Here is a 23,235-nt window from a genome sequence, read left to right on the forward strand (position 1 = left end):
TAGTTAGTTATTAAAGAGTAATTATACTCTTCTATTTTGTAATCATAGCAGTGCTTATTTACCCATCAAAGATCAGTGTTTGACTTTGTTGATGTTTTTCTATTTAAAACGGTTTGTATTTGTTTATACAAATACATAATTACTAATACTAACAAGAAAGTACAAAATGAGTCTAAAAGGAAAAGTAAAATGGTTTAATGAAAAAAAAGGTTTTGGTTTCATTGAACGTGAAGACGGAAAAAAAGATGTTTTCGTTCATATCTCTGCAGTCCAAGCGGCTGGCTTAGATTACTTAGATGAAGGAAGTTCTATTAATTTTGACGTAGAAGACGGCCCTAAAGGACCTTCTGCAGTAAATCTAAAGCAAGAATAATCCCAATCGTAAAATAGTTAGGAGGCCCGTTTTGGGCATACACTACAATTACAAAGCAAAGCGTGGTGAACGTGCTATGCAAAAGGAGCAAAAACGAAAAAGTCGTTTAGCTTCTAAAAAATTGAAGCGGGCCCCCTTAACTACCACTACCACCACTCCATCTTTTACAAGTGCTCCGAGAGAAAAACGTGTAGAGATGCACGATATTAATAAAATAATTACTTTGGACGATCTAACCAATCCTGACAATTAATTTTTTTCAATAAACGAAATTAAAAAATTCACTGGATTTTAAAAAAACAACATGTATTAACAATCGAAAATATGGAATTAAAGTTAAGAAATATCGCTATTATTGCCCACGTTGACCACGGGAAAACAACCTTGCTTGATAATATTATGAAGCAAAGTGGAATGTTTCGAGACAATGAGGCCGTAGCTGAACGGTTAATGGATTCTGGTGATTTAGAAAAAGAAAGAGGAATTACTATTCTTGCAAAACCTACATCAGTGATGTGGAAAGACGTTCGAATGAATATTATTGACACGCCAGGTCACGCAGATTTTGGTGGAGAAGTAGAGCGTGTTCTTGGAATGACAGATGGTGTTATTCTTTTGGTTGATGCAGCAGAAGGTCCAATGCCGCAGACAAAATTTGTTTTAGGAAAAGCATTAAAGCAAGGCCTAAGACCCATTGTCGTTATTAATAAAATTGACAGACCTGATGGCAGACCCAAAGAAGTTATTGATGAAGTTTTTGATTTATTTGTTTCTCTAGACGCAACAGACGAACAGTTAGATTTCCCTATTTTGTATGCATCTGGAAGAGCTGGATGGTGTGCAAAAGAATTAGAAGATCCAAGAGAAAATTTACACCCATTATTAGATTTAATTTTAGAGCATGTGTCAGAACCAAAAGTCGACAAGGAAAGACCTTTTGCGATGTTGGTTACATTGCTTAGTGCAGATTCTTATTTAGGCAGATGTTTAGTAGGACGGGTTATTCATGGAACTGCAAAAATGAACGATAATGTAAAAGCTATTAATTTAAAAGGCGAAGAAGTGGATACTGGAAGATTAACCAAACTTTTTACTTTTGCTGGTACAGAAAGAATTCCTGCGGAAACGGTTTCTGCTGGTGATATTGTTTGTATTGCTGGATTAGCAGATGCTTCGGTTGCAGACACTATTTGTGATGTAGCAGTTGAAGAACCATTGCAATCTACTCCAATAGACCCTCCAACTATGTCAGTAACCATTACGGTTAACGATTCTCCTTTTGCAGGTAAAAATGGTAAAAAAGTTACCTCTACAGTTATTCGTGAGCGGTTAATGAAAGAGGCAGAGAGCAATGTTGCAATTACTTTCAGAGAAAATGATGGAAAAGACGCTTTCGAGATTGGTGGTAGAGGAGAACTTCAAATTGGAGTTTTGATTGAAACCATGAGAAGAGAAGATTTTGAATTGACAGTATCAAGACCAAAAGTTTTATACAAAACAGAAGATGGTCAAAAATTAGAACCAATGGAGGAAGTCACTATTGATGTGGATGAAGAATATGCAAGTAGCGTAATCGATAATATGAATCAGCGTAAAGCTGAGATGACAGACATGAAAGACACTGGAGCTGCCAAAAAACGTATTATTTTTAAAGCACCATCTAGAGGGCTAATTGGATATCAAAGTAGATTTTTAACAGATACCAAAGGTACAGGAGTTCTAAACAGAATTTTTCATTCTTATGGACCATTTAAAGGTGAAATTATTGGAAGAAGAAGTGGAGCTTTAATATCAATTGATACAGGAAAGGCAGTTGCTTTTGCTATTTGGAAACTTCAGGAGAGAGGTAAAATGTTTGTTTCTCATAACACAGAAGTATACCAAGGAATGATTGTTGGAGAACATTCTAGAGAAAATGATCTAGTTATTAATGTCATGAAAGGAAAGCAGCTTACAAACATGCGTACATCAGGCCATGACGAAGCAGTATCTCTGATACCACCGGTTATTATGAATTTAGAGGAGTTAATGGCTTACATCAATGAAGATGAGTTATTAGAGGTCACTCCTCAACACTTGAGACTAAGAAAAAAATTCTTACTAGAGCACGAAAGAAAACGTGCTTCTAAAAGCTAATCCACAGGCTCTGTTAACAACTCGCGCAAAATAAGACGAGTGTTCTCCTTTTGATTCTATTTAGGACTCTAAATGAAACTTCTAGATGTTTGGTTTATACACTTTGTGAATAATTAATAAATCAAGCAGCTCTGGATAACTTTAGCTCACTCCAAATTTGATCCAGACAATCCACTAAATACTGCATCTTTTGATTGTCGTGGTAGGGGGTTGGTGTGAATCTTAGTCTCTCAGTTCCTTTGGGAACAGTTGGATAGTTAATAGGTTGTACGTAAATTGAAAATTCATTTAACAAAATATCAGAAATCTCTTTGCATCTTGCAGAATCTCGGACTAACAAAGGAACTATATGGCTATCATTTTTAATAATTGGCAGATCTCTTTCCAGCATTAATTCTTTGAGTTTACAGGCTCGCTCATGGAGCTCTAACCTTAAAGAATGGTTATTTTTTACTACACGAATACTAGCAATGGCTGCTGCTGCAATACTTGGAGGCATAGATGTTGTAAAAATAAAACCAGGTGCAAAAGATCTAATAATATCAGCAATATTTTTGTTGGCAGCAATATAACCACCCATAATTCCAAAACCTTTAGCAAGCGTTCCTTCAATAATATCTAACTCATCAGTAACACCCATTTTTTCAGATAAACCACCACCATTATCTCCATATAGGCCAACACCATGAACTTCATCCAAATAAGTAAGAGCATTATATTTTTTAGATACTCTAATAATATCTTTGATAGGACATAAATCACCATCCATAGAATAAACAGATTCAAATGCTACAATTTTAGGTTGTTCCTTGGGTGATTGCTTTAATAAAAATTCTAAATGATCTACATCATTATGTCTCCAGATATGCTTATCTGATCTTCCATTTTTTATTCCTTCAATCATAGAAGCATGGTTGTTTGCATCAGAATACACAATGCATCCTGGCAAAAATCTAGCCAGTGTACTCAAAGCACATTCATTTGCGATATAACCAGAAGTGAAAATAAGAGCAGCTTCTTTATGATGAAATTTACAAAGTTCTCTTTCTAACTCCACGTGATAGCTAGAGGTTCCAGAAATATTTCTGGTACCACCAGCTCCTGCACCAACGGCTTTAGCAGCATTCACAAATGCCTCAATAACTTCCGGGTTCTGACCCATTCCAAGATAGTCGTTGCTGCACCAGATAGTAACATCCGATTTAATTCCTAATTCATTGTTAAAAACAGCCTTTGGAAACTCACCATTTTTACGAGTAATATTATTAAACACTCGGTAGCGACCTTCGCTTCTTAATTGATTAAGAGCATTTTCAAAAGTATGGTTATAGTCAAATGTCATTATTAATTTAATTTATACTAAGAATTTCATACATAATCTATTGCACTTTTGGCGCAACTATCTCTCCATTTTCTAACTTGGGAGGGGTATATTGTTGTCCAGCTGGGAAACTATTGGTGAAACGATAATATACAAGAACACTTAAAAGCAAACAAAGACTGACAATAGACAATTTAATAACAGGCCATTCAGGTTTAGTTTTTTTTGCCAAATAACAAGAAATATAAAACATAAGAAAAGGAACGGCGATCGAAGCTAGAATAATAATCTTTTTAATCATGGTTTAAAATAACAATTTAAGTTTCTTAATTAAAGACATATTGCGAATATTTGGTTGGTCTCAGCACAACTCCTAAAGGATAAGATGGCCAAATAAGGAACGAATACTGAGACCAATATTATTACTAGCAAATAAATTTGTGCAAATTGTGACAATAGTTTTTTCTTTTATAATGTTGGGTTTTAGCAACCACAAAAGCAACAACCCTTGATTGTATAATTATTTTTGATTCTGGAGGAAAGAAATAAGACTGGCAAGACCAGCGATTAAAACTTGGGCCTGCAAAGTGAAAAGAATTTCAGTCCCCACACCAATAATCCACCAAATAGCAGATATAGAAATATACCAAACTAAGCTAAATGCAAAAGTACGAACAATTTTTTTCCAGTCAATTTCTTTTGGATTTTCTTCACTCATATTACAACTTTAAATTAATCTTGTGATAACATAAAGTATATAAACTATTGAGAAATAAATAATAAAATAATTAACATTAACTAGTGAGTTATTATGGGAAAAAGCAAAGACGTTAAAAAAGAAAAAAAGAAAGCAAAAAGTACAGCTCCAAAGGTTAGTAAGTCTAAGAAGCAGTATTAGTTTTTTGAAAAGGACGCTATTCATATAGTTCGCGTCCTTTTTTATTTTTAACCAGAGAAATAATCAGTAGTAATAATTTATGTTAAAAGAAAGTCTTCACTGGATCTTACTTGGATTGGCGATTGGATTTGCTCTTTATTTAGCGGATAAATATATTTTTCTTTAAGCCATTTAATGGAAATAGAGATTCTAAAAAAATTATTCGAGGTTATTTTTCCTGTATTTTTTATTATTGGAATTGGATATTTATTCGGGAAAAAAAATCCAGATTTTGACTCCAACGTTATTACTTCCTTTGCTGGAACCGTAGGAGTTCCCAGTCTTTTGTTTTATTCACTTACCTTAAGTAATTTGGATTTTAATATTTTTTTAAAATTTGCAGGCATTACTCTTCTTTGCATAGGGTTATTTACGCTTATGGGAGTTATATTACTAATAATTCTTAAGAGAAATATTTTGCGAGAATTGCCGCCTATTATTTTACCCAATATGGGAAATATGGGTATGGCCTTTTGTTTGTTTGCCTATGGGGCGAAAGGTTTTTCAATTGCAAGCGCGATTGCATCTGTAATTATGATTCTGCACTTTACGGTAAATATTTTTTTAGCAAAAGGAAAGTTTAGTATAGAGCCTTTATTAAAATCCATACCTCTTTATGTCATTTGTATTGCAGGTATTTTTTTATATTTTAAAATTCCAGTTCCTAAATTTGTTTCCAACACGACTATGCTCCTGGGATATACCACTATTGTTCTGGTGCTCAGTTCATTGGGAATAGCTTTGAGTAGTTTAAGAACAGTAAGCATTAAGAAAACATTAATTATTTCTTTCGCGAGACTAATTGGAGGCCCAATTATTGCATTTGCAGTGATCAAATTTTTTGGTCTGACGGGGTATCAAGCAGGAGTTTTATTTATTCAATGCTCTATGCCAGCTGCAGTACTTACCTACCTTTTAGCTAAAATGTATTCACCCAAGGAACAGGCAGATAATATTGCTAGTGTCATTGCAACATCTACCTTTATATCTGTTGTTACTATTCCCGTTATAGTTTTTATCGCACTAACTGCTTTTGATTAAGTTATTTGTTTTATGATTTTTAAAATACCTTTGGTATTTTTCTTCTGGCGCTTTTTTTTTATTTTTTGTTGATAAGTTTTTTTCTTCTTTTTTGGCATACCAAATTAAAAATGATCTTTTTTTTCAGCTTTTTTAGAAATTATTAAAGGAAAAATAATGAGTACGAATACAATTATAATTGCAATAATTACAATTAAGGACACTTTCATTAAGACTTTTCAAAATTTTTAAGAATAGATTCTACTTTTTTATAATTATCAGCGGAAAGTGTTTTTTGGGGATCAAAGTAAGCTTTTTCAATTTGGCTCATGTCGTAATCTATTTCTTTAAAAAGATTAATGGCAAGTTCGTAATTTTTTTTCAAAGAAAAGGCTAAATTACTTAGCTTGGTCACATTCTTTTCTGCTGCAATTTGTTTAGAAATAGAGCTAACTTTTTGAAGATAAAGAAATGCCTCCTCTTCAATCTTTTTATTTTTGGATTTAAATATATTGGAAATAAATTTTAACAAAGTAACCTCTTGATTTATGAATAAAATATCAAACTATGGATCTAATGTCTAAAACAAAGATACAATATATTTGTGAGCAAAAAATCCCACTATTAAAAGACCAATACCTATGGAGTAAATAAGCCAAAAATTCATACCAAGACTTTTTGCAAAAAAGAAAGGAAGAAAAAACAAATAAGAAACAGGCACACCAACCAGAATGCTTTTGGCAAAAGTAATCGAAGTTTCCGGGTTTTTGTGTTCCAGGTAAGAAAAAATAAGTGCCATTAAACTTGCCAAGGGAAGTGCAATAAGAAAACCCGACAATTCTGGTTTTTTTCCAGACAGCCAACTAGCAAACGCTATAACTATTGCTGCAAATAAAATTTTAAGAAAAAAAAACATTTTTTTTCAAGATAGTTAATAATATTTATTTAAAAGAATCTTTGGGCATAAACTGCAATACGTTACCTCGATAATATTCGAATAAAGAAGCGCTCTCTCGATAAATATTCGCACAAGCAAAGTTTTTTTCTTGTTCTGTAAGTTTAGCTTGACCAGCACTTAAGTGATTAATGCAGTTGTCCATATTTCGTATTCCACGATACTGTTCTTCAATTTGAAGACCTACCAACATGAATAAAGCAATGGCAATTCCTACTCCTGCATATGCTTTTAAAAAATACCCCATACATTTGATGATTTGTGGGCAGGTACTAGACCAAGGACAAGATTTGTTTTGCACTTTTTTTTTCATATCCAAATAGATTAACGCTATTTGTTAATTAAACAAACAAAATTTGAACGTGATTTAAAGGGAGGTGTATTTTCTAATTTAATATTACCAGTTAACTAACTTTCTGGGGAGAAAACATTCTTAACTGGTAAAATTAAATTAAATAATGATTGTTTACTAAGGTAATTTTACGCAGGGAGTATTGTTTAAATTGCATGACAGCTAGTGGCCTTAGTGAGGCGCTTAATTTATTTTACAATTGTTTCTACAAAGAAGAAGTGTTTCAAATTTACAAAAAAAAGCTTCATTAAGTGAGCAATTAAGGAACAAATAAATTCATGCAATTAATACATGGAAATATATTTCACTTATATCAATTAGGTGCTCATGTGATAGGAATAGTTAAGTAAAGATAAGCTTAATCAAAAAAACTTAATTTTTCCTTAAACAAACTTAATTAAAAAATAATTATGGAAGTAGCTGTAGGCGTAACATTGTTCCTAGTTGGTATCTTAGCCACCGTTGTTTTTATGTTTTTTTTAATCTGGTGCCAAAGTCCTAAAGAAGAAGAAGAATAAATATGTTTAGAGTTTCAATATATAAAGAGGGTGGAACCAAAAATAACAACATAAGTTTGGAAGAAATCTCAAAGGTTATATGCCCACAACTAGTAGAGATGCTTCAGCAAAGGAAATTACTCAGTACTGCTATTTCTAAATCCTCTGCTGTGATGTATACTTTTTCGTATACAGACAATGCTTAAATATCTCCATAAATTTTTATCATCTAAAAACCTGGAATTAATTGAAAATAGTTTTTTATGGTTTTTTTTTATAGGACTAATGGTTTGGTGTGCTTATCATCTTTTTCAATAGATTATTTTATAAAAATATTTTAAATAAATATTAATATGACACAAAATAATATTGGATGGAATTTTCAAAATAGTTATCTAAAGCTTGCGGATATAATGGTATCAAAATTACCGCCAGTTCCCGTTAAGAATCCAAAGGTTGTTTTGTACAACGCTCAACTAGAGCAAGAGTTAGGCTTAAACTTTTCTAGCTTAGATGAACAAGAAAAAGCTTCTTATTTATCTGGTAACACTATTCCAGAACAAACCACTCCTTGGGCAGAAGCTTATGCAGGGCATCAGTTTGGGCATCTTACCATGTTAGGGGATGGACGAGCAGTGGTGCTAGGAGAACACATTGCCCCCAATAAAAAAAGATTTGATATTCAATTTAAAGGATCTGGTGTTACACCATATTCGCGATCAGGAGATGGTAGGGCTGCATTGGGACCTATGCTACGCGAATACATTATTAGCGAAGCAATTCATTTTTTAAATATTCCAACTAGCAGAAGCTTAGCGGTGGTAACAACTGGAGAAGATGTAGTGAGAGAAACTATTCTGCCAGGAGCTATTCTTACTAGAGTGGCGGCTAGTCATATACGCGTGGGAACTTTTGAGTTTGTAGCCGCACAAAAAGATATCAATACTTTACAAGAATTAATTATGTACTGCATAGATAGACATTACCAAGAATTAAAAGGACAAAAAAATCCTGCACTTCAATTATTTCGAGCTGTTATGAATAGGCATGCGGATTTGATTGTTAATTATATGAGAGTTGGTTTTATTCATGGAGTTCTGAATACAGATAACGTTGCCATATCTGGAGAGAGTATAGATTACGGACCATGTGCATTCATGGATTCTTACGATCCCAAAACTAAGTTTAGTTCTATTGATCAGCAAGGAAGATATGCCTATGGAAATCAACCTATCATTGCCAAATGGAACATGGCTCGTTTTGCAGAAACACTTATTCCTTTGATTGATGTAGATTTAAATAAAGCAATTGAAATGCTTGAAGAGGAAGTAAATGAATTTAGTAAAATTTATATTAACAAAAGCCTGGAAATGATGAGAAATAAATTGGGAATTAAAGGTGGCGTCGAAGAAGACAGTCTTCTAATCAAGGAGCTGCTTACGTGGATGCAAAATAATAAAGCAGATTATACCAATACTTTTGTATCAATCATGAACGAAACTTTTGACCAACCAGTATATCAAGACCAGGCATTTCAAGAATGTTACAAAAAATTAAGGATAAGAAAGCCGAATAGAGAAACTATGCGAAAGAACAATCCTTTGGTTATTCCAAGAAATTATCAAGTAGAAGATTCATTGAAATTAGCTCATGAGGGTAACTTTGAATCAGTAGCATCTTTGCTTTCTGTTCTAAGAAATCCTTACAATAATTCAAATAATATTAAACAATTTCAAGACCCAGGCCCTGCTAGCAGCATTCCTTATCAAACCTTTTGTGGAACTTAATTTACATGATACATACAGTTTTGCTCATTACGCATTTAGCAGCAACTTTAAATCACTATTATGCTAGAAAAGACCTGACCTTAAAAAGAATGTTATTTTTAAAATAAATGAAGCTAGACATGAAAAAACTAATTCTCAAAAGAAAAGAATTAGACACAATTCACAAGCAAAGAAAAGCAAGAGGCAAAGCTAGGTTAAAAAAATTACTAAAAAAATAGATCGTATTAAGTTAGCACTATTAGAATAATATTAAGTATGAAAAAAAAATATGATTATATTGTAGTCGGTGCAGGATCAGCAGGAGTTCGTTTTGCGCGCTTAATGGCAACTAAGGGTTACAAAGTATGTATTTTAGAAAAAAGTAGAGTGGGAGGCACGTGTGTCATCAGAGGTTGTGTGCCTAAAAAGCTATACGTATATGCCTCTAATTTTAAAGATTATTTCTCTGATGCTACAAGCTTTGGCTGGAGAATTTCAAAAGAGCCAACACACAATTGGAGTAAATTATTTTCTAGCAAAAATAAAGAAATAACAAGACTCAATAAAATTTATATTAAAAACTTAGAAAGAGTAGGAGTAACTATCATTCAAGAAGAGGGTAGTTTTTACAATTCCAATTCTATTGTTTTAAAGAAAAGTAAAAAAATTATTTCAGCAAAAAAATTTATTATTTCAACAGGTTCGACTCCATCCATGCCAAATATCCCAGGAAGAGAATTGGCTATTAATTCAGACCAATTTTTTGAAATGAAAAAAATTCCTAAAAATATCAGTATTGTAGGAAGTGGCTATATAGCCTTGGAGTTTGCATTTTTATTAAAAAACTTAAATTACAATGTGAATTTGATTGTGAGAAAAAAAACAATTTTAAATGAATTTGATAAGGATATCGGAACAAAAATTTTACAATCAGCTATTCGTAAGAAAATTAATATCTATGATGAGTCTTCTGTCCAATCCTTAACCAAAAAAGGAAAATCTATTGTTGTGGTGACTAATAAAAAAAAGATAACCACAAATTTAGTAATATTTGCAACGGGAAGAGTTCCCTGCATTCAGAGCCTGGGGTTAGAAAAATCTAAAGTGAAGTTGACTAAGCATGGTGCTATTAAAGTTAATGCTTTATCACAAACTTCTAATAAAAATATTTTTGCCTTAGGAGATGTAACTAATAGAAAAAATTTAACCCCAGTTGCTATTCGTGAAGCTGTATATTTGGTTAATTATTTAACTACCAAAAAGAAACAAACTCTAAATTATGATAAAATTGCCTCCGGCATTTTTACCCAGCCAGAAGTGGGCCACATTGGCCTTGGAGAAAATGATCTACAAAAAAGAAGCATTAATTACAAAATCTTACAAACTGAATTTAAGCCATTAAAATATGCCTTTTCTAATAAAAATAATCCTGTGTTTATTAAAGTTTTATACCAACCAAAAACAGAGAAAATTTTTGGTATTATCTACATTGGAGAGTCTGCAGCTGAAATCATTCAATCATTAGCCATCTCTTTTGCCAAAACATTTACCCTTAATGATTTAAGAAATACGGTCCCTGTTCATCCCACTTCATCAGAAGAGTTAGTTACCCTTGTGTGACAAACGAACCCAAATTATCCTTATTTAACAAGGCCTTTTTTTCTAAAAAGCCAAAAAAAGTCCCTTTATTATCAAGATAGAGAATCATGTTAAGCTCTAGTTAACTAAAATTAGTAAACATTGCATTGGGAAGCTAATTGTTAGAGATGATTTAATCTCCACTATTTTTCTCATGTATTTTATTTATGACAGATACAGTTCTTATTTTAACTTGCGTTGTTGTCTTAATATTTATTATTTACTCTTCTTTATCCAATCGAAAAAGTGCTTCTGGATCAGAAAATGAAGTTCTAAGCACACAGCTATCAAGTTTAATGGAGCGTTTTGTGAAGTTGGAAGAGGCTGCAAAAAATATGAATACCATGCAATCCTCAATTGATAGTACATTTAAAAATTTTCAAGGAATGTTAAATGACAGACAAGAACGTGGTGCTTTTTCTGAGGTGGAATTAGAAAAGCTATTGCGAGATCGTCTTCCTAAGCAATATTTAAAGTTTCAGGAAACCCTTTCCAACAATAAACGAGTGGACTGCTTAATTGATTTTGGAGACCCTAATTCTAGAATTTGTATTGACTCAAAGTTTGTTCTTGAAAACTTCAAAAATTATGTAGCTGCAGAAAACGATGAAGACATTAAGCGTTTTAAAAAATTGTTTGAAGAAGACGTAATGAAAAATGTAAAAAAAATATCAGAGGATTATATTATTTCGGGAGAAACGGCTCCTCATGCAATTATGTTCATAAGATCAGAATCTGTATACCGGTCTGTTATGGATAGCGATGTAGATTTGATGCAAAAAGCAAGAGAAAAAAATGTTTTAATTGTTTCACCCTCTTATCTGTGGGGATTGTTAAATACTTTACGTGTATTTTTAAAAGATTCAGAAATGACAAAAAAAGCTCAATTAATTATCAAAGAAATAGGATTGATCGGTAAAGATGTTGGAAGATTAGTTGAGAGAACAGAGGACGTTGAGAAAAAATTCAATCTAGTTGCAGATCAGTTTAGGAATATAAAAGTCTCTGCAGAAAAAATTCAACGTCGGGCTGACAAAATTGAAGAAATTGATGGAAACAATATAGAAAAAATAGAAGGAGATAAATAATGAATTATGCATTTTACGATTTTGAGACAACAGGCCGTTCTGGAACTTGGGATCAAATTATTCAAGTGGGGGCAGTTTTGGTAAATGCCGAATTTCAAGAGTTAGATAGATTTGAAGCAAAGTGTGGATTAAGGCCAGGATTGGTTCCAGAACCAGGGGCTCTTTTAGTCAATAAAACAACACCTGATATGCTCAGAAAGACAAACCTTTCTCACTATGGGTTGGTAGATCAAATGTTACAGACTTTTAAAAAATGGACGCCTGCTATTTTTATTGGATACAATTCTATAGGATTTGATGAAGAGTTTTTAAGAAAAACTTTATTTAAAACTTTAAATGATCCCTACCTGACGCAATTCAATGGAAATAAACGTGGAGACATTTTAGGATTGGCTCGCACTGCGCATTTGTATTATCCTGATTGCATAAAAACTCCCACCAGTGACAAAGGGAACCCTGTTTTTAAATTAGACCAGCTTGCACCCATGAATGGCATTGAGCATGGCAACGCACATGATGCTATTGGAGATGTATTGGCAACAATTGGGATCGCAAAAATTATTTCAGATAAAGCTCCCGCTGTTTGGAAAGCAAGCTTGATGACCACTAGCAAGGCGGAAGTAAATACCATCGTCCAAAATGAAAAATTATTTTGTTTTAACGAATATTTTTATGGAAAGGCAAGACCTTATGTAGTTACCTTTTTAGGCTTTCATCCAAAATATAGTTGGCCTCAATGTTTTGACCTTAAGGAAGATCCCAATACTTATTTTAATATGAGTATGGAAGACTTGAAAAAAGCAATGAAAAAAAGTCCTAAAATAATTAGGTCTGTCAAAAACAATAAGCATCCAATTATTATGAATCCAAAATTTGGAGAAAATTTTGAAGGATACAAACAATTAGGGATGGCTAAATTAATAGAGAGGGCAGAATTAATAAAAAATAATGAAGAATTTAAAAATAAAGTGGCAAGAATCTTAGAAGAAGAAGCCCAAGAAAAAGAAGATTTAGATTCTCAATTAGACGTTCAGGCAGAAGAGTCTATTTATTCAGGTGGGTTTGCATCAGAGCAAGACAAGTCAACTATGAAAACATTTCACCAATCTGACTGGAAAGATAAGTTATTAATTGCAGATAAATTTAAAGACCAAAGATTTAACTATTTTGCAAAACGTTTAATGTATGAAGAGAATCCATCTATTTTACCCAAAGATATGCATGATGAAATTCATCGTGCAATAGCAAAGCAAATCTTAAGTACTAATGATGAAAAATGGAATACCATTCCAAAAGCTTATAATGAACTTGATAATTTAAGAGCAAAATATGAAGAAGAGAATGACACAGAGCGCTTAGCTATGATGAATGATCTTAATAATTTTTTAGAAGAGATTGAAAAAAAATATCAAGACGCATAGTTGACAAATTAAGGTAGATGTTTAACTTTGTTTTTTTAACCTTAGGAGATTCTTTATGGCAACAAAACAAGTAACCGACGACAATTTTGAAAACGAAGTATTAAAATCAGAAAAGCCGGTATTAGTAGATTTTTGGGCTGAATGGTGTGGACCATGCAAAATGGTAGGCCCTGTTTTAGAGGAACTGTCAGATGAAATGGCAGATAAGCTTGTGATTGCAAAACATAATATTGACGATTCTCCCAACACACCAACAAAATATGGTGTTCGAGGAATCCCAACTATGCTTTTGTTTAGTGGTGGTCAATTAATTGACACTAAGGTAGGCGCAGCAAATAAATCAAATATTAAAGAGTGGTTAGATAGTAAAGTAAGATAATTGACTAAAATTATTTTAGATCTAATTTTATTTTATCTATTTTATTTATTTTTTTTTATTTCCTCTTCAGGATACGGAAAAATATTAATAAGTTTTTTATCCACTCAAAGCAAAAATGTTAATTATTTTGAGTTAAACTTATTTGGAAATATATTTTATTTAATAATAGGCTATTGTTTATATTTAACTTCTTCTTTTAATCCTATATTTAATATTATCCTGTTTTTTTTAGGAATTGGTATTTATTTTTTTTTCGAAAAAAATTTAAATATTATTTCATTAAAAAAAATTATATTTTATTTATCATTATTTTTTTCAGCACTTCTTATATCTAAACTGCATGAAGACTTTCTAACTTATCATTTTCCTGGGCTTCAAGAAATTTTTCTAAACAAACTAACTGTAGGATCTGGAAACATAAGCTTAAGGTTTGTTCATGTATCCTTGTTTAGCTATATTCAAGCTCTCTATATATTTCCCTTTTTTGAATATAAATTAATTAATATTCCAGTTTTTCATATATTTATTTCTACAGTTGGATATTTTTTTTTGAACTTTAAAAAATTAAACACTTCTAAAATAGAAAAGTTTTTTTGTTTTTTTATTTTAACATTTCTTATTATCAAATTTACTAGGCTGAACGAGTATGGTTATGATTATATTGCTCAATTTCTTTTGTTAATAATTTTTCATAAATTATTTTTTTTAAAAAAAAAGAGATGTGAAATATTTAAATCTATTGTTCTATTTATTTTCTCTATTTCTATTAAAAAAATATCACTATTATTTAGTCCATTATTTTTGCTACTGTTTTGGAGTAAAAATATTTTCGAGTTAATTAAAAGCAGTTTTCAGAAGAAATACTTGTTTTTAATTTTTTTACTGTTGATGATTATTTTCTCTAACAGTTTTATAAGGTCAGGGTGTATATTTTATCCAATAAATTACACCTGTTTATCTAAAGTACAAATTGACTGGGGAGTGAAAGAGGAGCTTAAAAAACATTCTGTTGAGATTGAATCGTGGGCCAAAGGTTTTTATCACCAGAAAATTTCAAAATATAAAAATATTAAAAATCAAAAAAAATACTTATCAAATTGGCATTGGTTCAAAGTTTGGATAGATATTCATTTCTTTTATAAAGTTTTTGAATTTCTATTAATTATCATCTCATTATACTTTGCGATGTATTTCATTATCTCAAAAAATAAAAAAATAATTTCATTTAAAACTAAAGAATTATTATCTATTTTAGCTTTAAGCTTAACTAGTATTTTTTTCTGGCTTGATACTGTTCCCCAATTTAGGTTTGGTTTTGCAAGTATAATAATTTTTTCTTTTTTTTATTAGTTCTTATTTGTCAAAAAGATTTTGAACTAAAAAAAAGAGGAGTGCTGGTAATAATTATTATTTCAATTATATTTTTTAATCTCAAAAATTTTAATAGAATCAATTCTGAGCTATCAAGGAATGACCTGTATCAATATAATAATTTTCCTTGGTTTAATGACGATGTTACTCAAAAAAATTACAAGAATGATAAATTGATTATTAAGGACAAAAAGTTTTATAGAATTGTTAGAGGCATTAATTAAAAAAGCTGTATCTAAAAATACATCTTAAGGCACTAAATGCATCCTTTAGGCCTATTTTTTTTCCTTCTGCGTAGGTTCTTCCTGAATAACTAATGCCCACTTCATATATTTTAACTTTTAATTTTGCAATTTTTGCTGTTATCTCTGGTTCAAAGCCAAAACGATCCTCTTTTAAAACAATTTTTTTTAATTCACTTTTTTTAAAAACTTTATAGCAAGTTTCCATGTCAGTTAAGTTCAAGTTTGTCATCATATTAGACAAAAGAGTTAAGCATTGATTTGCAAGAGTATGCCAAAAATACATAACCCTTCTTTCTTGGCCTCCAATAAAACGGGAACCAAACACCACGTCAGCTTTACCGTCCACAATTGGAGCAATAAGATGCTTGTAATCATCAGGATCGTATTCCAAGTCAGCATCTTGTATTAAAATAATGTCTCCCGATGACGAATCAATTCCTTTTCGAACGGAATATCCTTTACCTCGGTTTGTGGGGTTAAAAATTATTTTATCAACTTGATCGGAAATAGTGTTTAATATTTCCTTAGTACCATCAGTCGATGCGTCATCTATAACAATAATTTCAATTTGACACGTGCCTACATTTGATTTTTTTACTTTATCAATAATAGTTTTGATTGTTACTATTTCATTGTAAACAGGAATTATGATACTTAATTTCATATATTAAAAATATCATTTAAATGAAAAGTATCAAAGAAAAATCTTATTGGAGAAATTTTTATTTTTTAGACAAATATTTTGTTTCACAAGTAAAAAATAATAGAAAAAAATTTTTAAAAATTTTTCGAAAAACTGTATTTTACAACAAAGAATCTACTTTACTAGATGTGGGAACAACACCAAGTCTCGATGAACATGAAAATTACTTAATAAGAAAATTTCCTTACAAAAAAAGTATTACCTGCCTGTCCAATTTTGATTGTAAAATTTTAACAACAAAATTCCCACAATTGAAATGTGTGGTAGGAGACGGGTGCGCAATGTCTATAAAAAATAATTTATTTGATATTGTACATTCGAATGCCACCATTGAACATGTGGGTAGTTATAAAAATCAAGTCAATTTTATAAGAGAGTGCGTGAGAGTATCTAAAAAATATACTTTTATTACAACTCCGAACAGATTCTTTCCAATGGATTTTCACTCAAAAATTCCATTAATAAACTTGTTACCAAAAAATATCTTTCGAAAAATTCTAAAATTATTTGGAGATAATTTTTTCTCCAAAGAAGAGAATCTTAATTTATTAAGTAAAAATGAAATCAAAATGATGCTTAATGAACTCCAGATTAAAAATTTTAAAATTATTGAAAACCGATTCTTAGGTCTCGTTTCTAACTTTTTGCTAGTGGTTATAAAGTAGGTATCTTTGCTAGTACTTGAAATTTTTTATCTGTTATTACCATCTCTCCAGATGAGACAGTTTCTCCAATGGAGTTGCTGATAACTACTTGGTGGGTGATAAACACTAGGTTCTTGGTGCTGTTCCAATTTTTTACAAAGGATTTTATTTCTGCAAGCTGCTTTTTTGCATCCGCTCCAATTCCTTGTCTAAAAAAAGAATTAAGAGCTGGAAAGTCCTTATAATCTCCAAAAGCATACTTAGCTGTATCACGACATCTTTCAAACTGACTAGTCAACACTTGATCAATCTGAATACTATTTTTTTTAAACATATGACCTATTTTTTTACTTTGTTTTATTCCTTCATTGCCCAAATTTCTTTGAGTGGATCTATCGTCAATTTTTAGATTGTTAGGATCTCCACAACAAGAAGGAGTGGTAATTGCATGTCTAATCCAAACTATCTTCCCCCCATCTTCCAACAGATTCCATGCTTCATGTTCATTACGAGCATTAGAAATAGTTGATATAAAAAGCAAGAATAAAAAAATAATTATTTTTTTCATATATTTAATTCCAAAGCGGAGCCAGACAAATACAAACTGCCACAAACTACAATTATACTTTCAGGATCTTGAAGTGCAAGTTGCGCTAGCCCACTTGCGACATTTTTTGTTGGATTGGCATGAATGCCCAATTCCTTTGCTGCTTTTAGTACATCTGTTATTTCGTAGAAATTTTCTCTTAGTTTAACTACTTTGATTTCAGTTATAAGAGATGAAAAATTTTCCAAATAATCTTTCAAATTTTTTGAAGTTAACATTCCAAACACAAAATAGATTCTTTGTTTTCCTTGAATTTTTGACAGAAAATTGGCAAGTTCTTTGCCACCCTCTTTATTATGAGAGCCATCAATAAATAGTCTATTTTCATCGTGGACATGATTTCTTAAATTACCTTTAGTTATTTCTTGAATACGCGCTGGCAACTCTGTCTTGCTGATTGCATCAGAAGTTTTTTTATTATTTAAATCCAAACCTAAAGACCTCAGCGTTTGTATGGCGACTGCCGCATTCTCTAATTGGAATTTTCCTTTCATTTTAGGAAGGCTTAAATCCATTAGCCCTATATTGTCTTGATAAATCATATTATTGTTTTCCTCACTTACCTGAAAGTCTTCCGATAAAATAAATTTTTTAGATCTATTCCTTTTTAACTGCTCATCCATAAACTTCATTGCTTCCGATGATTGTTTGGAAATTATAATATTTGTTTTTTCTTTGATGATTCCACATTTATTTCTTACAATATCCTGAAGAGTTGGACCTAGATATTCTAAATGATCTAAAGAAATCGAAGTAAGCACTTGAGCTACTGGCTGCTCAAATACATTGGTACTATCTCCAATTCCTCCAAGCCCAGTTTCAATAATATGATAATCTGTTTTATGCTTTGAGAAAGCCAAAAATGCTAGCGCCGTAGTAAATTCAAAAAAAGTAATATCTTGATGGTTATTAGCTCTATCTACTTCATAGACTAACTGTTCAAATTCATCATCACTAATAAAATTTTCATTTAAAAAAATTCTTTCATTAAATCTTACTATATGAGGGCTCGTATAAACATTTACTGAATAGCCATGCTCTTTTAAAATATTTTTTAAATATTCGCAGGTACTACCTTTGCCATTAGTTCCAGTTACAGTAATTACATTAGATAGTTGTTGTTCAGGGTGCTTAAGATCTTTGAGTAATCTTTGTATTCTATCTAAAGTTAGTTCAATCCGATCAGGCGGGTTAAGCTGATATAATCTGTTGAGGAGAAACTGTATTTTGTTCGGCTGCATCTGTTGTATCTTCTGCCTTCTTAATTTCTAAGTTGAGCAGTATCGATAACAAATTACTTAACTCTTCTCTATGATTTTTTCTATGAATTATTCTATCTACAAAACCTTTTTTTAACAAATATCCCGCTGTTTGAAATCCGCTTGGCAAATCCTCGCCAATAGTTCTCTTGATAACACCAGGACCAGCAAACATAATTTTAGTATTCTCCGATTCTGCAAAAACAAAAACAGATGGTCCGTAAAACCAACTTGCAGTAACTCCACCTGCCACTGGACTAGTTGCCATTATAATAGCAGGAAGCCCTTTTTCTTCCAGCATCTGCAACCCAATAATAGACTTTGGCATCTGCATCAAAGCAAATGCGGAATGCTGCATCTTTTGTCCCCCTGTTTGAGGAAATGCAATAAAGGGTAGCTTATGTTCAACTGCATATTTGCAAGCAAATACAAAAGCTTCTCCTTCTTCAATTCCAACAGATCCGCCTAAAAATTTTTGATTCATACAATATACAACCGCTTGCATTTTATTTATAGATCCAACAGCTACTAAGGCTGCATGTCTTTGATTGAATTTTTTTCTGGCCTTTTTTACCTTGTCTTTATAAGAGCTAATATCGGACCAGTTTAAAGGATCAGAACTTAGTCTTGGTGTTTCCAGCTCTTCATATGTTCCCTCATCAAATAAAATCTCAAATCGTTTACGAGGAAGAATTTGTTGAGGTTCTTGGCAGTTAGTGCAACAATAAAGATTATTTTCAATGTCTTCTCGGTAAATAATATTGGAGCATGAAGCGCAATTAGTCCAAAGATTGTCTGGCAAAGTAGATTTTTTATTAAATAGATTCTCTAACTTCGGTTTAAGTTTCTTTGTGAGATCCTTGATCCAATTCATATAATTTTAGCTTTTAATTTTTTTACCACGTTCAGCACAGCCTGAACAGGGTTCTTTCTCTGCTCTAAAGAGCTTGATATTGCTTTACAAAGTGCTGAACCAACTACTAATCCGTCCGCTTTTTTTAAAGAACCAATCGTTTTTTCTGTTATTCCAAAACCAATTACTACAGTTTGTTTTGGATTAATTTTTTTAATTTTAGAATAATTTTTTAAGATTACTTTAGGAGACACCTTTAGTTTTTCACCTGTCGTAGATAGCATACTAATATAGTACACCATATCGTGCGAATCTTTTAAAATCTGTCTCATCCTTGTAGCTGATGTAGTGGGAGATAAAAGTTGAATAAAATTAATTGATTGTTTTTTGCATTTAACAGAAAAGACTTTGTTTTCAGGCCAAGGTAAATCAACTACGATTAATCCATCCACACCTGATTGTTTACATTCACGTAAAAAAGTATTTTCTCCTTGCTGGTAAATATTATTATAATATCCCATTAATATTACAGGCTTTGTGTTTTTGTTTTTTTAAACTGTTTTACGATTTGAAAAATATCTTTGATTTTAATCCCGTTTTTAATAGCTCGGTATGCACTACTTTGTATTTGTCCGCCGTCTGCTACAGGGGTATTATGCGGAATTCCAACTTCAATAATATCTACAAATGGTGCGATGGCATTTAAAATTTCTAATGATTTTTTCTTAGTATTGTCACCTGCCACCGTATAAGTGAGCAAAGCAGGTCTTTTTTCATTTTTGCATTTCTCAAAAGCTATCCTAATGTTTGATTTCATTTAAAAAACCCAAGTCTCTTTTTAATAATAGCCCTATCTTTTTTGGCATCTCCACAGCTATTTACACAAATGATTGTATTTTTGTTTAGTTTGGGAGCAATTTTAATTGCTTCTGCGAAAGCATGAGATGGCTCTAAAGAAGGGGATAGATTTTCTAATTTTGAAACTAGCTTATATGCCTGGAGTGCCTCTTCATCTGTTGCGGAAGTATACCTCGCTCTTCTGGCATCTTTTAAAAAACAATGCAGTGGGGAAATACCAGGATAGTCTAGACCCGCACTTATAGAAGATGTTTCCCCAATCTGCCCATCTTTATCTTGAATTACATATTGAGCAGCGCCATGCAAAATTCCAATTTTAGAACCATTGGTGAGAGGTGCTGCATGAAGCTTACTTTTCTTTGGGCCACCAGCCTCCACCCCAACAAACTCTACTTGTTGTTTGTTATAGTCCATAAATTCATTCCAAAATCCAGCAGCGGAGCTTCCACCACCTACACAATTAATTAATTTTAATTTTTTTGGAATCTGTCCAAATTCTTTATTCATTTGAATAATAAGTTCTCTTGATATTTGAGCCGTACTCCAAGCGCATATTTTAATAAAAATATTAGGCCCAACGGTGCTTCCTACTGCCATATGAGTAGTGTCACAATTAGAAACCCAATATCTCATACACTCGCTAACGGCATCAACTAATGTCTGGCTGCCTGAATATACTGGAATTATTTCGGCACCATTTTTTCTGATAGCATCACAGTTTGGTTTTTGACGTATAATATCCTTAGCTCCCATAAAGATCTTACATTTAAGACCAAATTTCTTTGCAGCCATACTAAGCATTTTCCCAGCATACCCAGCACCAGTATCTCCAACAATATATTTTTTACCAGCACGTTTGCAAATAAGAGCATGCACTACCGCATTGTAAATTTTATGAGCACCACCATTCGCTTCAGAAACTACCTTTGCATATATTTGAGCTCCACCTAGATGATTTGTTAAATGATTTAATTTGACAAAAGGAGTAGGGGCACCAACGTAATTTTTAAAATAAAAATCCCGCTTTTGAATAAATTTTTTATCATAACGCAGTTTTGCAAACAGGTTAGTAAGATCCTCAATTGGTTTTTTTAAAGTTTCCGGTATGAAATTTCCACCAAACTTTCCACCATATAAGTAATGCTTATCATGCTGATCTATGATGGGAATTTTTTTTTTATTTTAAGCATATTTTTTAACTTCTTCCATAAACTTTTCAATTTTCTCTAGATCTTTTATTCCCGGTTCAGATTCTAATCCACTTGAAATATCTAATTTAGATGTAAATTGCAAAGCTTGATGAGCATTATGAATATTAATTCCCCCTGCTAAAAAATAAGATGTAATATTTCGATTATCTAATAAATTGAAGTTAAATAACTCAGAATTCTCCATTGCAGGGGTATCCAGTAGCAATTCATCTGCATCCGGGTAGGAGTCAAGTTGTTGTAAATCCTCCTCTGACCCTATCTTAATTGCTTTAATTATTTTTAGATTAGATCTTTTTTTTATTTCTAGTATTCTTTGATTAGTTTCAGATCCGTGTAATTGTAAAAAGTCGATACTACCTTTGATAATATCAATTACAGTATCGTCTGGATTGACTGTTACCGCAACTTTGTATGCTTCAAAATGAGATATTTCTTCCATTAATTCTACTAGTTTGTAGGGAGAAATATTTCGGGGGCTTTTTGAATAATCACAAACAAATCCTAAATATTTTGCACCAGAATCTACAGACATTTTAATTGCATTGTAATCTCTCAATCCACATATTTTAATAGTAGATGTCATTTACTGTAGAGAGGTAATTAATTTTTGAATATTTTTTTTGATATTGCCATTGGTTATACTTCTTCCAATTACAATTTCTGTTGCACCGTTTTGAAAAGCTTGAGAGGGTGTCATAATTCTTTGTTGATCCCCCTTAGAATCTCTTTCTAATCGTATCCCAGGAGTAACGATCTGCATTTTTTTACAGATAGTTTTTATAGATTTCACTTCATGGCCCGAACATACAATTCCATCTAGTTTAGCCTTTTTTGCCAGAGACACTTGTTGTATGACAATTTTTTCAATTGATTTGGTATGCCCTGTTTGCTTAATGGATTTTTCAGAAAACGAAGTAAGGACAGTAACTGCTAAGATTTTTAATTTTTTATTAGTTTTTGCCGCCGCTTGTTTTGCAGCTTGCATCATTTTCATTCCACCTGAGGCATGAATAGTTAAATAGCGCACATTAGTTAAATCCTTAAGGGAGTGGATAGAAGATGCCACCGTATTTGGTATATCTTTCAATTTTAGATCTAACCAAATCACATGATGCTTTGGTAATTTAGAGATAAAACCTCTTCCATGCTTAGAATTAAAAAATTCAAGACCAAATTTATAGCCAATATTTAATGGGGTATTTTTAGTTAATCTTATTATCTTTTTTATCTTAGATAGACTGGAAGTATCGCAGGCAATAAAGATAGTATTATTTTTTTTGATCAATTATTAATCTCTTCGTTGATATTAATGTTTAATAGCTTGGAGCTTTTCCAACTTATCTTTCGTTTAGCAGGGACTTCAACAGATTCTCCAGATTTAGGATTACGTGCTGTCCTTGGCTTTGTAGCTTTAGTTTTTAACATTCCAAAACCTCTTATTTCAACATTGTGCCCAGAAGCTAATTGATTGGACAGATATTTAAAAATCCCTTCTACAGTTTTTTCTATATCAGCGTTTAAAATTTTTGGATATTTAGATTGTAACTCTTGAATGAGTTCTTTTTTAACAAAAGTCTTCTTTTCCATTAAGACTAGAATAG

27 protein-coding genes and 1 pseudogene are annotated in these 23,235 nt (G+C 31.8%); 13 read left to right on the plus strand and 15 right to left on the minus strand.

Annotated elements, in window-relative coordinates; translation table 11 throughout:
* Window positions 1-166 precede the first annotated feature (166 nt).
* The 3 genes from SAR11G3_RS02620 to typA all read left to right on the plus strand — a co-directional run bounded on the left by SAR11G3_RS02620 (window position 167) and on the right by typA (window position 2,509).
* Window positions 167-373, plus strand: a complete 207-nt coding sequence (locus tag SAR11G3_RS02620; protein ID WP_013695202.1) for a cold-shock protein — start codon at window positions 167-169, stop codon at window positions 371-373.
* A gap of 76 nt (window positions 374-449) precedes the next feature.
* Window positions 450-626 (plus strand): hypothetical protein, encoded by a 177-nt coding sequence (locus SAR11G3_RS02625; RefSeq protein ID WP_013695203.1) that lies wholly within the window; start codon window positions 450-452, stop codon window positions 624-626.
* A 71-nt stretch (window positions 627-697) separates the two neighbouring features.
* Window positions 698-2,509, plus strand: coding sequence for a translational GTPase TypA (gene typA, locus SAR11G3_RS02630; protein WP_013695204.1), 1,812 nt, complete (start codon window positions 698-700; stop codon window positions 2,507-2,509).
* Window positions 2,510-2,630: 121 nt separating this feature from the next.
* Here the strand turns inward: typA and hemA are convergent, their stop codons facing one another.
* The 3 genes from hemA to SAR11G3_RS02645 all read right to left on the minus strand — a co-directional run bounded on the left by hemA (window position 2,631) and on the right by SAR11G3_RS02645 (window position 4,548).
* On the minus strand, window positions 2,631-3,851 hold the full coding sequence (hemA, locus tag SAR11G3_RS02635; RefSeq protein ID WP_013695205.1) for a 5-aminolevulinate synthase: 1,221 nt from the start codon (window positions 3,849-3,851) through the stop codon (window positions 2,631-2,633).
* Between the two features lie 37 nt (window positions 3,852-3,888).
* Window positions 3,889-4,131 (minus strand): hypothetical protein, encoded by a 243-nt coding sequence (locus SAR11G3_RS02640; protein WP_013695206.1) that lies wholly within the window; start codon window positions 4,129-4,131, stop codon window positions 3,889-3,891.
* A 219-nt stretch (window positions 4,132-4,350) separates the two neighbouring features.
* A complete protein-coding gene (locus SAR11G3_RS02645) occupies window positions 4,351-4,548 on the minus strand; it encodes a hypothetical protein (protein WP_013695207.1) in 198 nt (65 codons plus the stop codon).
* A 354-nt stretch (window positions 4,549-4,902) separates the two neighbouring features.
* Between SAR11G3_RS02645 and SAR11G3_RS02650 the strand changes: the two genes are divergently transcribed.
* Window positions 4,903-5,808, plus strand: a complete 906-nt coding sequence (locus SAR11G3_RS02650) for an AEC family transporter (RefSeq protein ID WP_013695208.1) — start codon at window positions 4,903-4,905, stop codon at window positions 5,806-5,808.
* A gap of 208 nt (window positions 5,809-6,016) precedes the next feature.
* On the opposite strand, the gene SAR11G3_RS02655 is transcribed toward SAR11G3_RS02650, so the two are convergent.
* Genes SAR11G3_RS02655 through SAR11G3_RS02665 form a run of 3 tightly spaced genes read right to left on the minus strand, consistent with a single transcriptional unit; the run spans window position 6,017 to window position 7,055 of the window.
* Entirely contained in the window at window positions 6,017-6,319 is a 303-nt protein-coding gene (locus SAR11G3_RS02655; protein ID WP_013695209.1) for a hypothetical protein, read from the minus strand.
* A gap of 48 nt (window positions 6,320-6,367) precedes the next feature.
* A complete protein-coding gene (locus tag SAR11G3_RS02660; protein ID WP_013695210.1) occupies window positions 6,368-6,703 on the minus strand; it encodes a hypothetical protein in 336 nt (111 codons plus the stop codon).
* Between the two features lie 25 nt (window positions 6,704-6,728).
* A complete protein-coding gene (locus tag SAR11G3_RS02665) occupies window positions 6,729-7,055 on the minus strand; it encodes a hypothetical protein (RefSeq protein ID WP_041862339.1) in 327 nt (108 codons plus the stop codon).
* Window positions 7,056-7,614: 559 nt separating this feature from the next.
* On the opposite strand from SAR11G3_RS02665, the gene SAR11G3_RS07265 reads away from it, so the two are divergent.
* From SAR11G3_RS07265 to SAR11G3_RS07270, 8 genes are all read left to right on the plus strand, one after another.
* Window positions 7,615-7,797, plus strand: coding sequence for a hypothetical protein (locus SAR11G3_RS07265; RefSeq protein WP_013695212.1), 183 nt, complete (start codon window positions 7,615-7,617; stop codon window positions 7,795-7,797).
* Window positions 7,798-7,944: 147 nt separating this feature from the next.
* Window positions 7,945-9,378 carry a protein adenylyltransferase SelO gene (locus SAR11G3_RS02675; protein WP_041862341.1) on the plus strand — a complete coding sequence of 478 codons (1,434 nt, stop codon included), beginning with the start codon at window positions 7,945-7,947 and terminating at the stop codon, window positions 9,376-9,378.
* 255 nt (window positions 9,379-9,633) lie between these two features.
* Window positions 9,634-10,977, plus strand: coding sequence for an FAD-dependent oxidoreductase (locus SAR11G3_RS02680; RefSeq protein WP_013695215.1), 1,344 nt, complete (start codon window positions 9,634-9,636; stop codon window positions 10,975-10,977).
* A gap of 185 nt (window positions 10,978-11,162) precedes the next feature.
* Window positions 11,163-12,083, plus strand: coding sequence for a DNA recombination protein RmuC (gene rmuC / locus SAR11G3_RS02685; protein ID WP_013695216.1), 921 nt, complete (start codon window positions 11,163-11,165; stop codon window positions 12,081-12,083).
* Window positions 12,083-13,504 (plus strand): exonuclease domain-containing protein, encoded by a 1,422-nt coding sequence (locus SAR11G3_RS02690; protein WP_013695217.1) that lies wholly within the window; start codon window positions 12,083-12,085, stop codon window positions 13,502-13,504. The genes rmuC and SAR11G3_RS02690 overlap by 1 nt, the downstream gene beginning before the upstream one ends.
* Window positions 13,505-13,559: 55 nt before the next feature.
* Entirely contained in the window at window positions 13,560-13,883 is a 324-nt protein-coding gene (gene trxA / locus SAR11G3_RS02695) for a thioredoxin (protein WP_013695218.1), read from the plus strand.
* Window positions 13,884-15,233 (plus strand): hypothetical protein, encoded by a 1,350-nt coding sequence (locus tag SAR11G3_RS02700; protein ID WP_013695219.1) that lies wholly within the window; start codon window positions 13,884-13,886, stop codon window positions 15,231-15,233.
* A 41-nt stretch (window positions 15,234-15,274) separates the two neighbouring features.
* Window positions 15,275-15,478, plus strand: a complete 204-nt coding sequence (locus tag SAR11G3_RS07270; RefSeq protein WP_013695220.1) for a hypothetical protein — start codon at window positions 15,275-15,277, stop codon at window positions 15,476-15,478.
* Here the strand turns inward: SAR11G3_RS07270 and SAR11G3_RS02710 are convergent.
* Complete coding sequence (locus tag SAR11G3_RS02710) at window positions 15,471-16,163, minus strand: glycosyltransferase family 2 protein (RefSeq protein ID WP_013695221.1); 693 nt, start codon at window positions 16,161-16,163, stop codon at window positions 15,471-15,473. The two genes, SAR11G3_RS07270 and SAR11G3_RS02710, sit on opposite strands and share 8 nt — an antisense overlap.
* A 20-nt stretch (window positions 16,164-16,183) precedes the next feature.
* Between SAR11G3_RS02710 and SAR11G3_RS02715 the strand changes: the two genes are divergently transcribed.
* On the plus strand, window positions 16,184-16,867 hold the full coding sequence (locus SAR11G3_RS02715; protein WP_013695222.1) for a methyltransferase domain-containing protein: 684 nt from the start codon (window positions 16,184-16,186) through the stop codon (window positions 16,865-16,867).
* On the opposite strand, the gene SAR11G3_RS02720 is transcribed toward SAR11G3_RS02715, so the two are convergent.
* The 8 genes and pseudogenes from SAR11G3_RS02720 to SAR11G3_RS02755 form a co-directional block, all read right to left on the minus strand.
* The gene (locus tag SAR11G3_RS02720; RefSeq protein ID WP_013695223.1) at window positions 16,857-17,414 is read right to left on the minus strand and encodes a histidine phosphatase family protein; all 558 of its coding nucleotides are present in this window, start codon (window positions 17,412-17,414) and stop codon (window positions 16,857-16,859) included. The two genes, SAR11G3_RS02715 and SAR11G3_RS02720, sit on opposite strands and share 11 nt — an antisense overlap.
* Entirely contained in the window at window positions 17,411-18,694 is a 1,284-nt protein-coding gene (locus tag SAR11G3_RS02725) for a bifunctional folylpolyglutamate synthase/dihydrofolate synthase (protein WP_013695224.1), read from the minus strand. Before SAR11G3_RS02725 ends, SAR11G3_RS02720 begins: the two co-directional genes overlap by 4 nt.
* Complete coding sequence (locus SAR11G3_RS02730) at window positions 18,645-19,586, minus strand: acetyl-CoA carboxylase carboxyltransferase subunit beta (RefSeq protein WP_013695225.1); 942 nt, start codon at window positions 19,584-19,586, stop codon at window positions 18,645-18,647. Before SAR11G3_RS02730 ends, SAR11G3_RS02725 begins: the two co-directional genes overlap by 50 nt.
* Window positions 19,583-20,382, minus strand: a pseudogene (gene trpA, locus SAR11G3_RS07880) (tryptophan synthase subunit alpha). Before trpA ends, SAR11G3_RS02730 begins: the two are co-directional and overlap by 4 nt.
* Complete coding sequence (locus tag SAR11G3_RS02740) at window positions 20,379-21,593, minus strand: tryptophan synthase subunit beta (protein ID WP_041862342.1); 1,215 nt, start codon at window positions 21,591-21,593, stop codon at window positions 20,379-20,381. The pseudogene trpA and the gene SAR11G3_RS02740 overlap by 4 nt, the downstream one beginning before the upstream one ends.
* Window positions 21,594-21,605: 12 nt before the next feature.
* Complete coding sequence (locus tag SAR11G3_RS02745; protein WP_013695229.1) at window positions 21,606-22,217, minus strand: phosphoribosylanthranilate isomerase; 612 nt, start codon at window positions 22,215-22,217, stop codon at window positions 21,606-21,608.
* Window positions 22,218-22,919 carry an orotidine-5'-phosphate decarboxylase gene (gene pyrF, locus SAR11G3_RS02750; protein WP_013695230.1) on the minus strand — a complete coding sequence of 234 codons (702 nt, stop codon included), beginning with the start codon at window positions 22,917-22,919 and terminating at the stop codon, window positions 22,218-22,220. It abuts the gene before it with no gap.
* Window positions 22,916-23,221, minus strand: a complete 306-nt coding sequence (locus tag SAR11G3_RS02755) for an HU family DNA-binding protein (RefSeq protein ID WP_013695231.1) — start codon at window positions 23,219-23,221, stop codon at window positions 22,916-22,918. Before SAR11G3_RS02755 ends, pyrF begins: the two co-directional genes overlap by 4 nt.
* Window positions 23,222-23,235 lie beyond the last annotated feature (14 nt).

It is taken from the genome of Candidatus Pelagibacter sp. IMCC9063, from assembly GCF_000195085.1.
GTDB lineage: Bacteria > Pseudomonadota > Alphaproteobacteria > Pelagibacterales > Pelagibacteraceae > IMCC9063.

Excerpts from the sequence above, each read along its gene's own strand:
- SAR11G3_RS02620 (WP_013695202.1), top strand. The coding sequence starts at position 167 with ATGAGTCTAAAAGGAAAAGTAAAATGGTTTAATGAAAAAAAAGGTTTT.
- SAR11G3_RS02625 (WP_013695203.1), top strand. The coding sequence starts at position 450 with ATGCAAAAGGAGCAAAAACGAAAAAGTCGTTTAGCTTCTAAAAAATTG.
- typA (WP_013695204.1), top strand. The coding sequence starts at position 698 with ATGGAATTAAAGTTAAGAAATATCGCTATTATTGCCCACGTTGACCAC.
- hemA (WP_013695205.1), bottom strand. The coding sequence starts at position 3,851 with ATGACATTTGACTATAACCATACTTTTGAAAATGCTCTTAATCAATTA.
- SAR11G3_RS02640 (WP_013695206.1), bottom strand. The coding sequence starts at position 4,131 with ATGATTAAAAAGATTATTATTCTAGCTTCGATCGCCGTTCCTTTTCTT.
- SAR11G3_RS02645 (WP_013695207.1), bottom strand. The coding sequence starts at position 4,548 with ATGAGTGAAGAAAATCCAAAAGAAATTGACTGGAAAAAAATTGTTCGT.
- SAR11G3_RS02650 (WP_013695208.1), top strand. The coding sequence starts at position 4,903 with ATGGAAATAGAGATTCTAAAAAAATTATTCGAGGTTATTTTTCCTGTA.
- SAR11G3_RS02660 (WP_013695210.1), bottom strand. The coding sequence starts at position 6,703 with ATGTTTTTTTTTCTTAAAATTTTATTTGCAGCAATAGTTATAGCGTTT.
- SAR11G3_RS02665 (WP_041862339.1), bottom strand. The coding sequence starts at position 7,055 with ATGAAAAAAAAAGTGCAAAACAAATCTTGTCCTTGGTCTAGTACCTGC.
- SAR11G3_RS07265 (WP_013695212.1), top strand. The coding sequence starts at position 7,615 with ATGTTTAGAGTTTCAATATATAAAGAGGGTGGAACCAAAAATAACAAC.
- SAR11G3_RS02675 (WP_041862341.1), top strand. The coding sequence starts at position 7,945 with ATGACACAAAATAATATTGGATGGAATTTTCAAAATAGTTATCTAAAG.
- SAR11G3_RS02680 (WP_013695215.1), top strand. The coding sequence starts at position 9,634 with ATGAAAAAAAAATATGATTATATTGTAGTCGGTGCAGGATCAGCAGGA.
- rmuC (WP_013695216.1), top strand. The coding sequence starts at position 11,163 with ATGACAGATACAGTTCTTATTTTAACTTGCGTTGTTGTCTTAATATTT.
- SAR11G3_RS02690 (WP_013695217.1), top strand. The coding sequence starts at position 12,083 with ATGAATTATGCATTTTACGATTTTGAGACAACAGGCCGTTCTGGAACT.
- trxA (WP_013695218.1), top strand. The coding sequence starts at position 13,560 with ATGGCAACAAAACAAGTAACCGACGACAATTTTGAAAACGAAGTATTA.
- SAR11G3_RS02710 (WP_013695221.1), bottom strand. The coding sequence starts at position 16,163 with ATGAAATTAAGTATCATAATTCCTGTTTACAATGAAATAGTAACAATC.
- SAR11G3_RS02715 (WP_013695222.1), top strand. The coding sequence starts at position 16,184 with ATGAAAAGTATCAAAGAAAAATCTTATTGGAGAAATTTTTATTTTTTA.
- SAR11G3_RS02720 (WP_013695223.1), bottom strand. The coding sequence starts at position 17,414 with ATGAAAAAAATAATTATTTTTTTATTCTTGCTTTTTATATCAACTATT.
- SAR11G3_RS02725 (WP_013695224.1), bottom strand. The coding sequence starts at position 18,694 with ATGCAGCCGAACAAAATACAGTTTCTCCTCAACAGATTATATCAGCTT.
- SAR11G3_RS02730 (WP_013695225.1), bottom strand. The coding sequence starts at position 19,586 with ATGAATTGGATCAAGGATCTCACAAAGAAACTTAAACCGAAGTTAGAG.
- SAR11G3_RS02745 (WP_013695229.1), bottom strand. The coding sequence starts at position 22,217 with ATGACATCTACTATTAAAATATGTGGATTGAGAGATTACAATGCAATT.
- SAR11G3_RS02755 (WP_013695231.1), bottom strand. The coding sequence starts at position 23,221 with ATGGAAAAGAAGACTTTTGTTAAAAAAGAACTCATTCAAGAGTTACAA.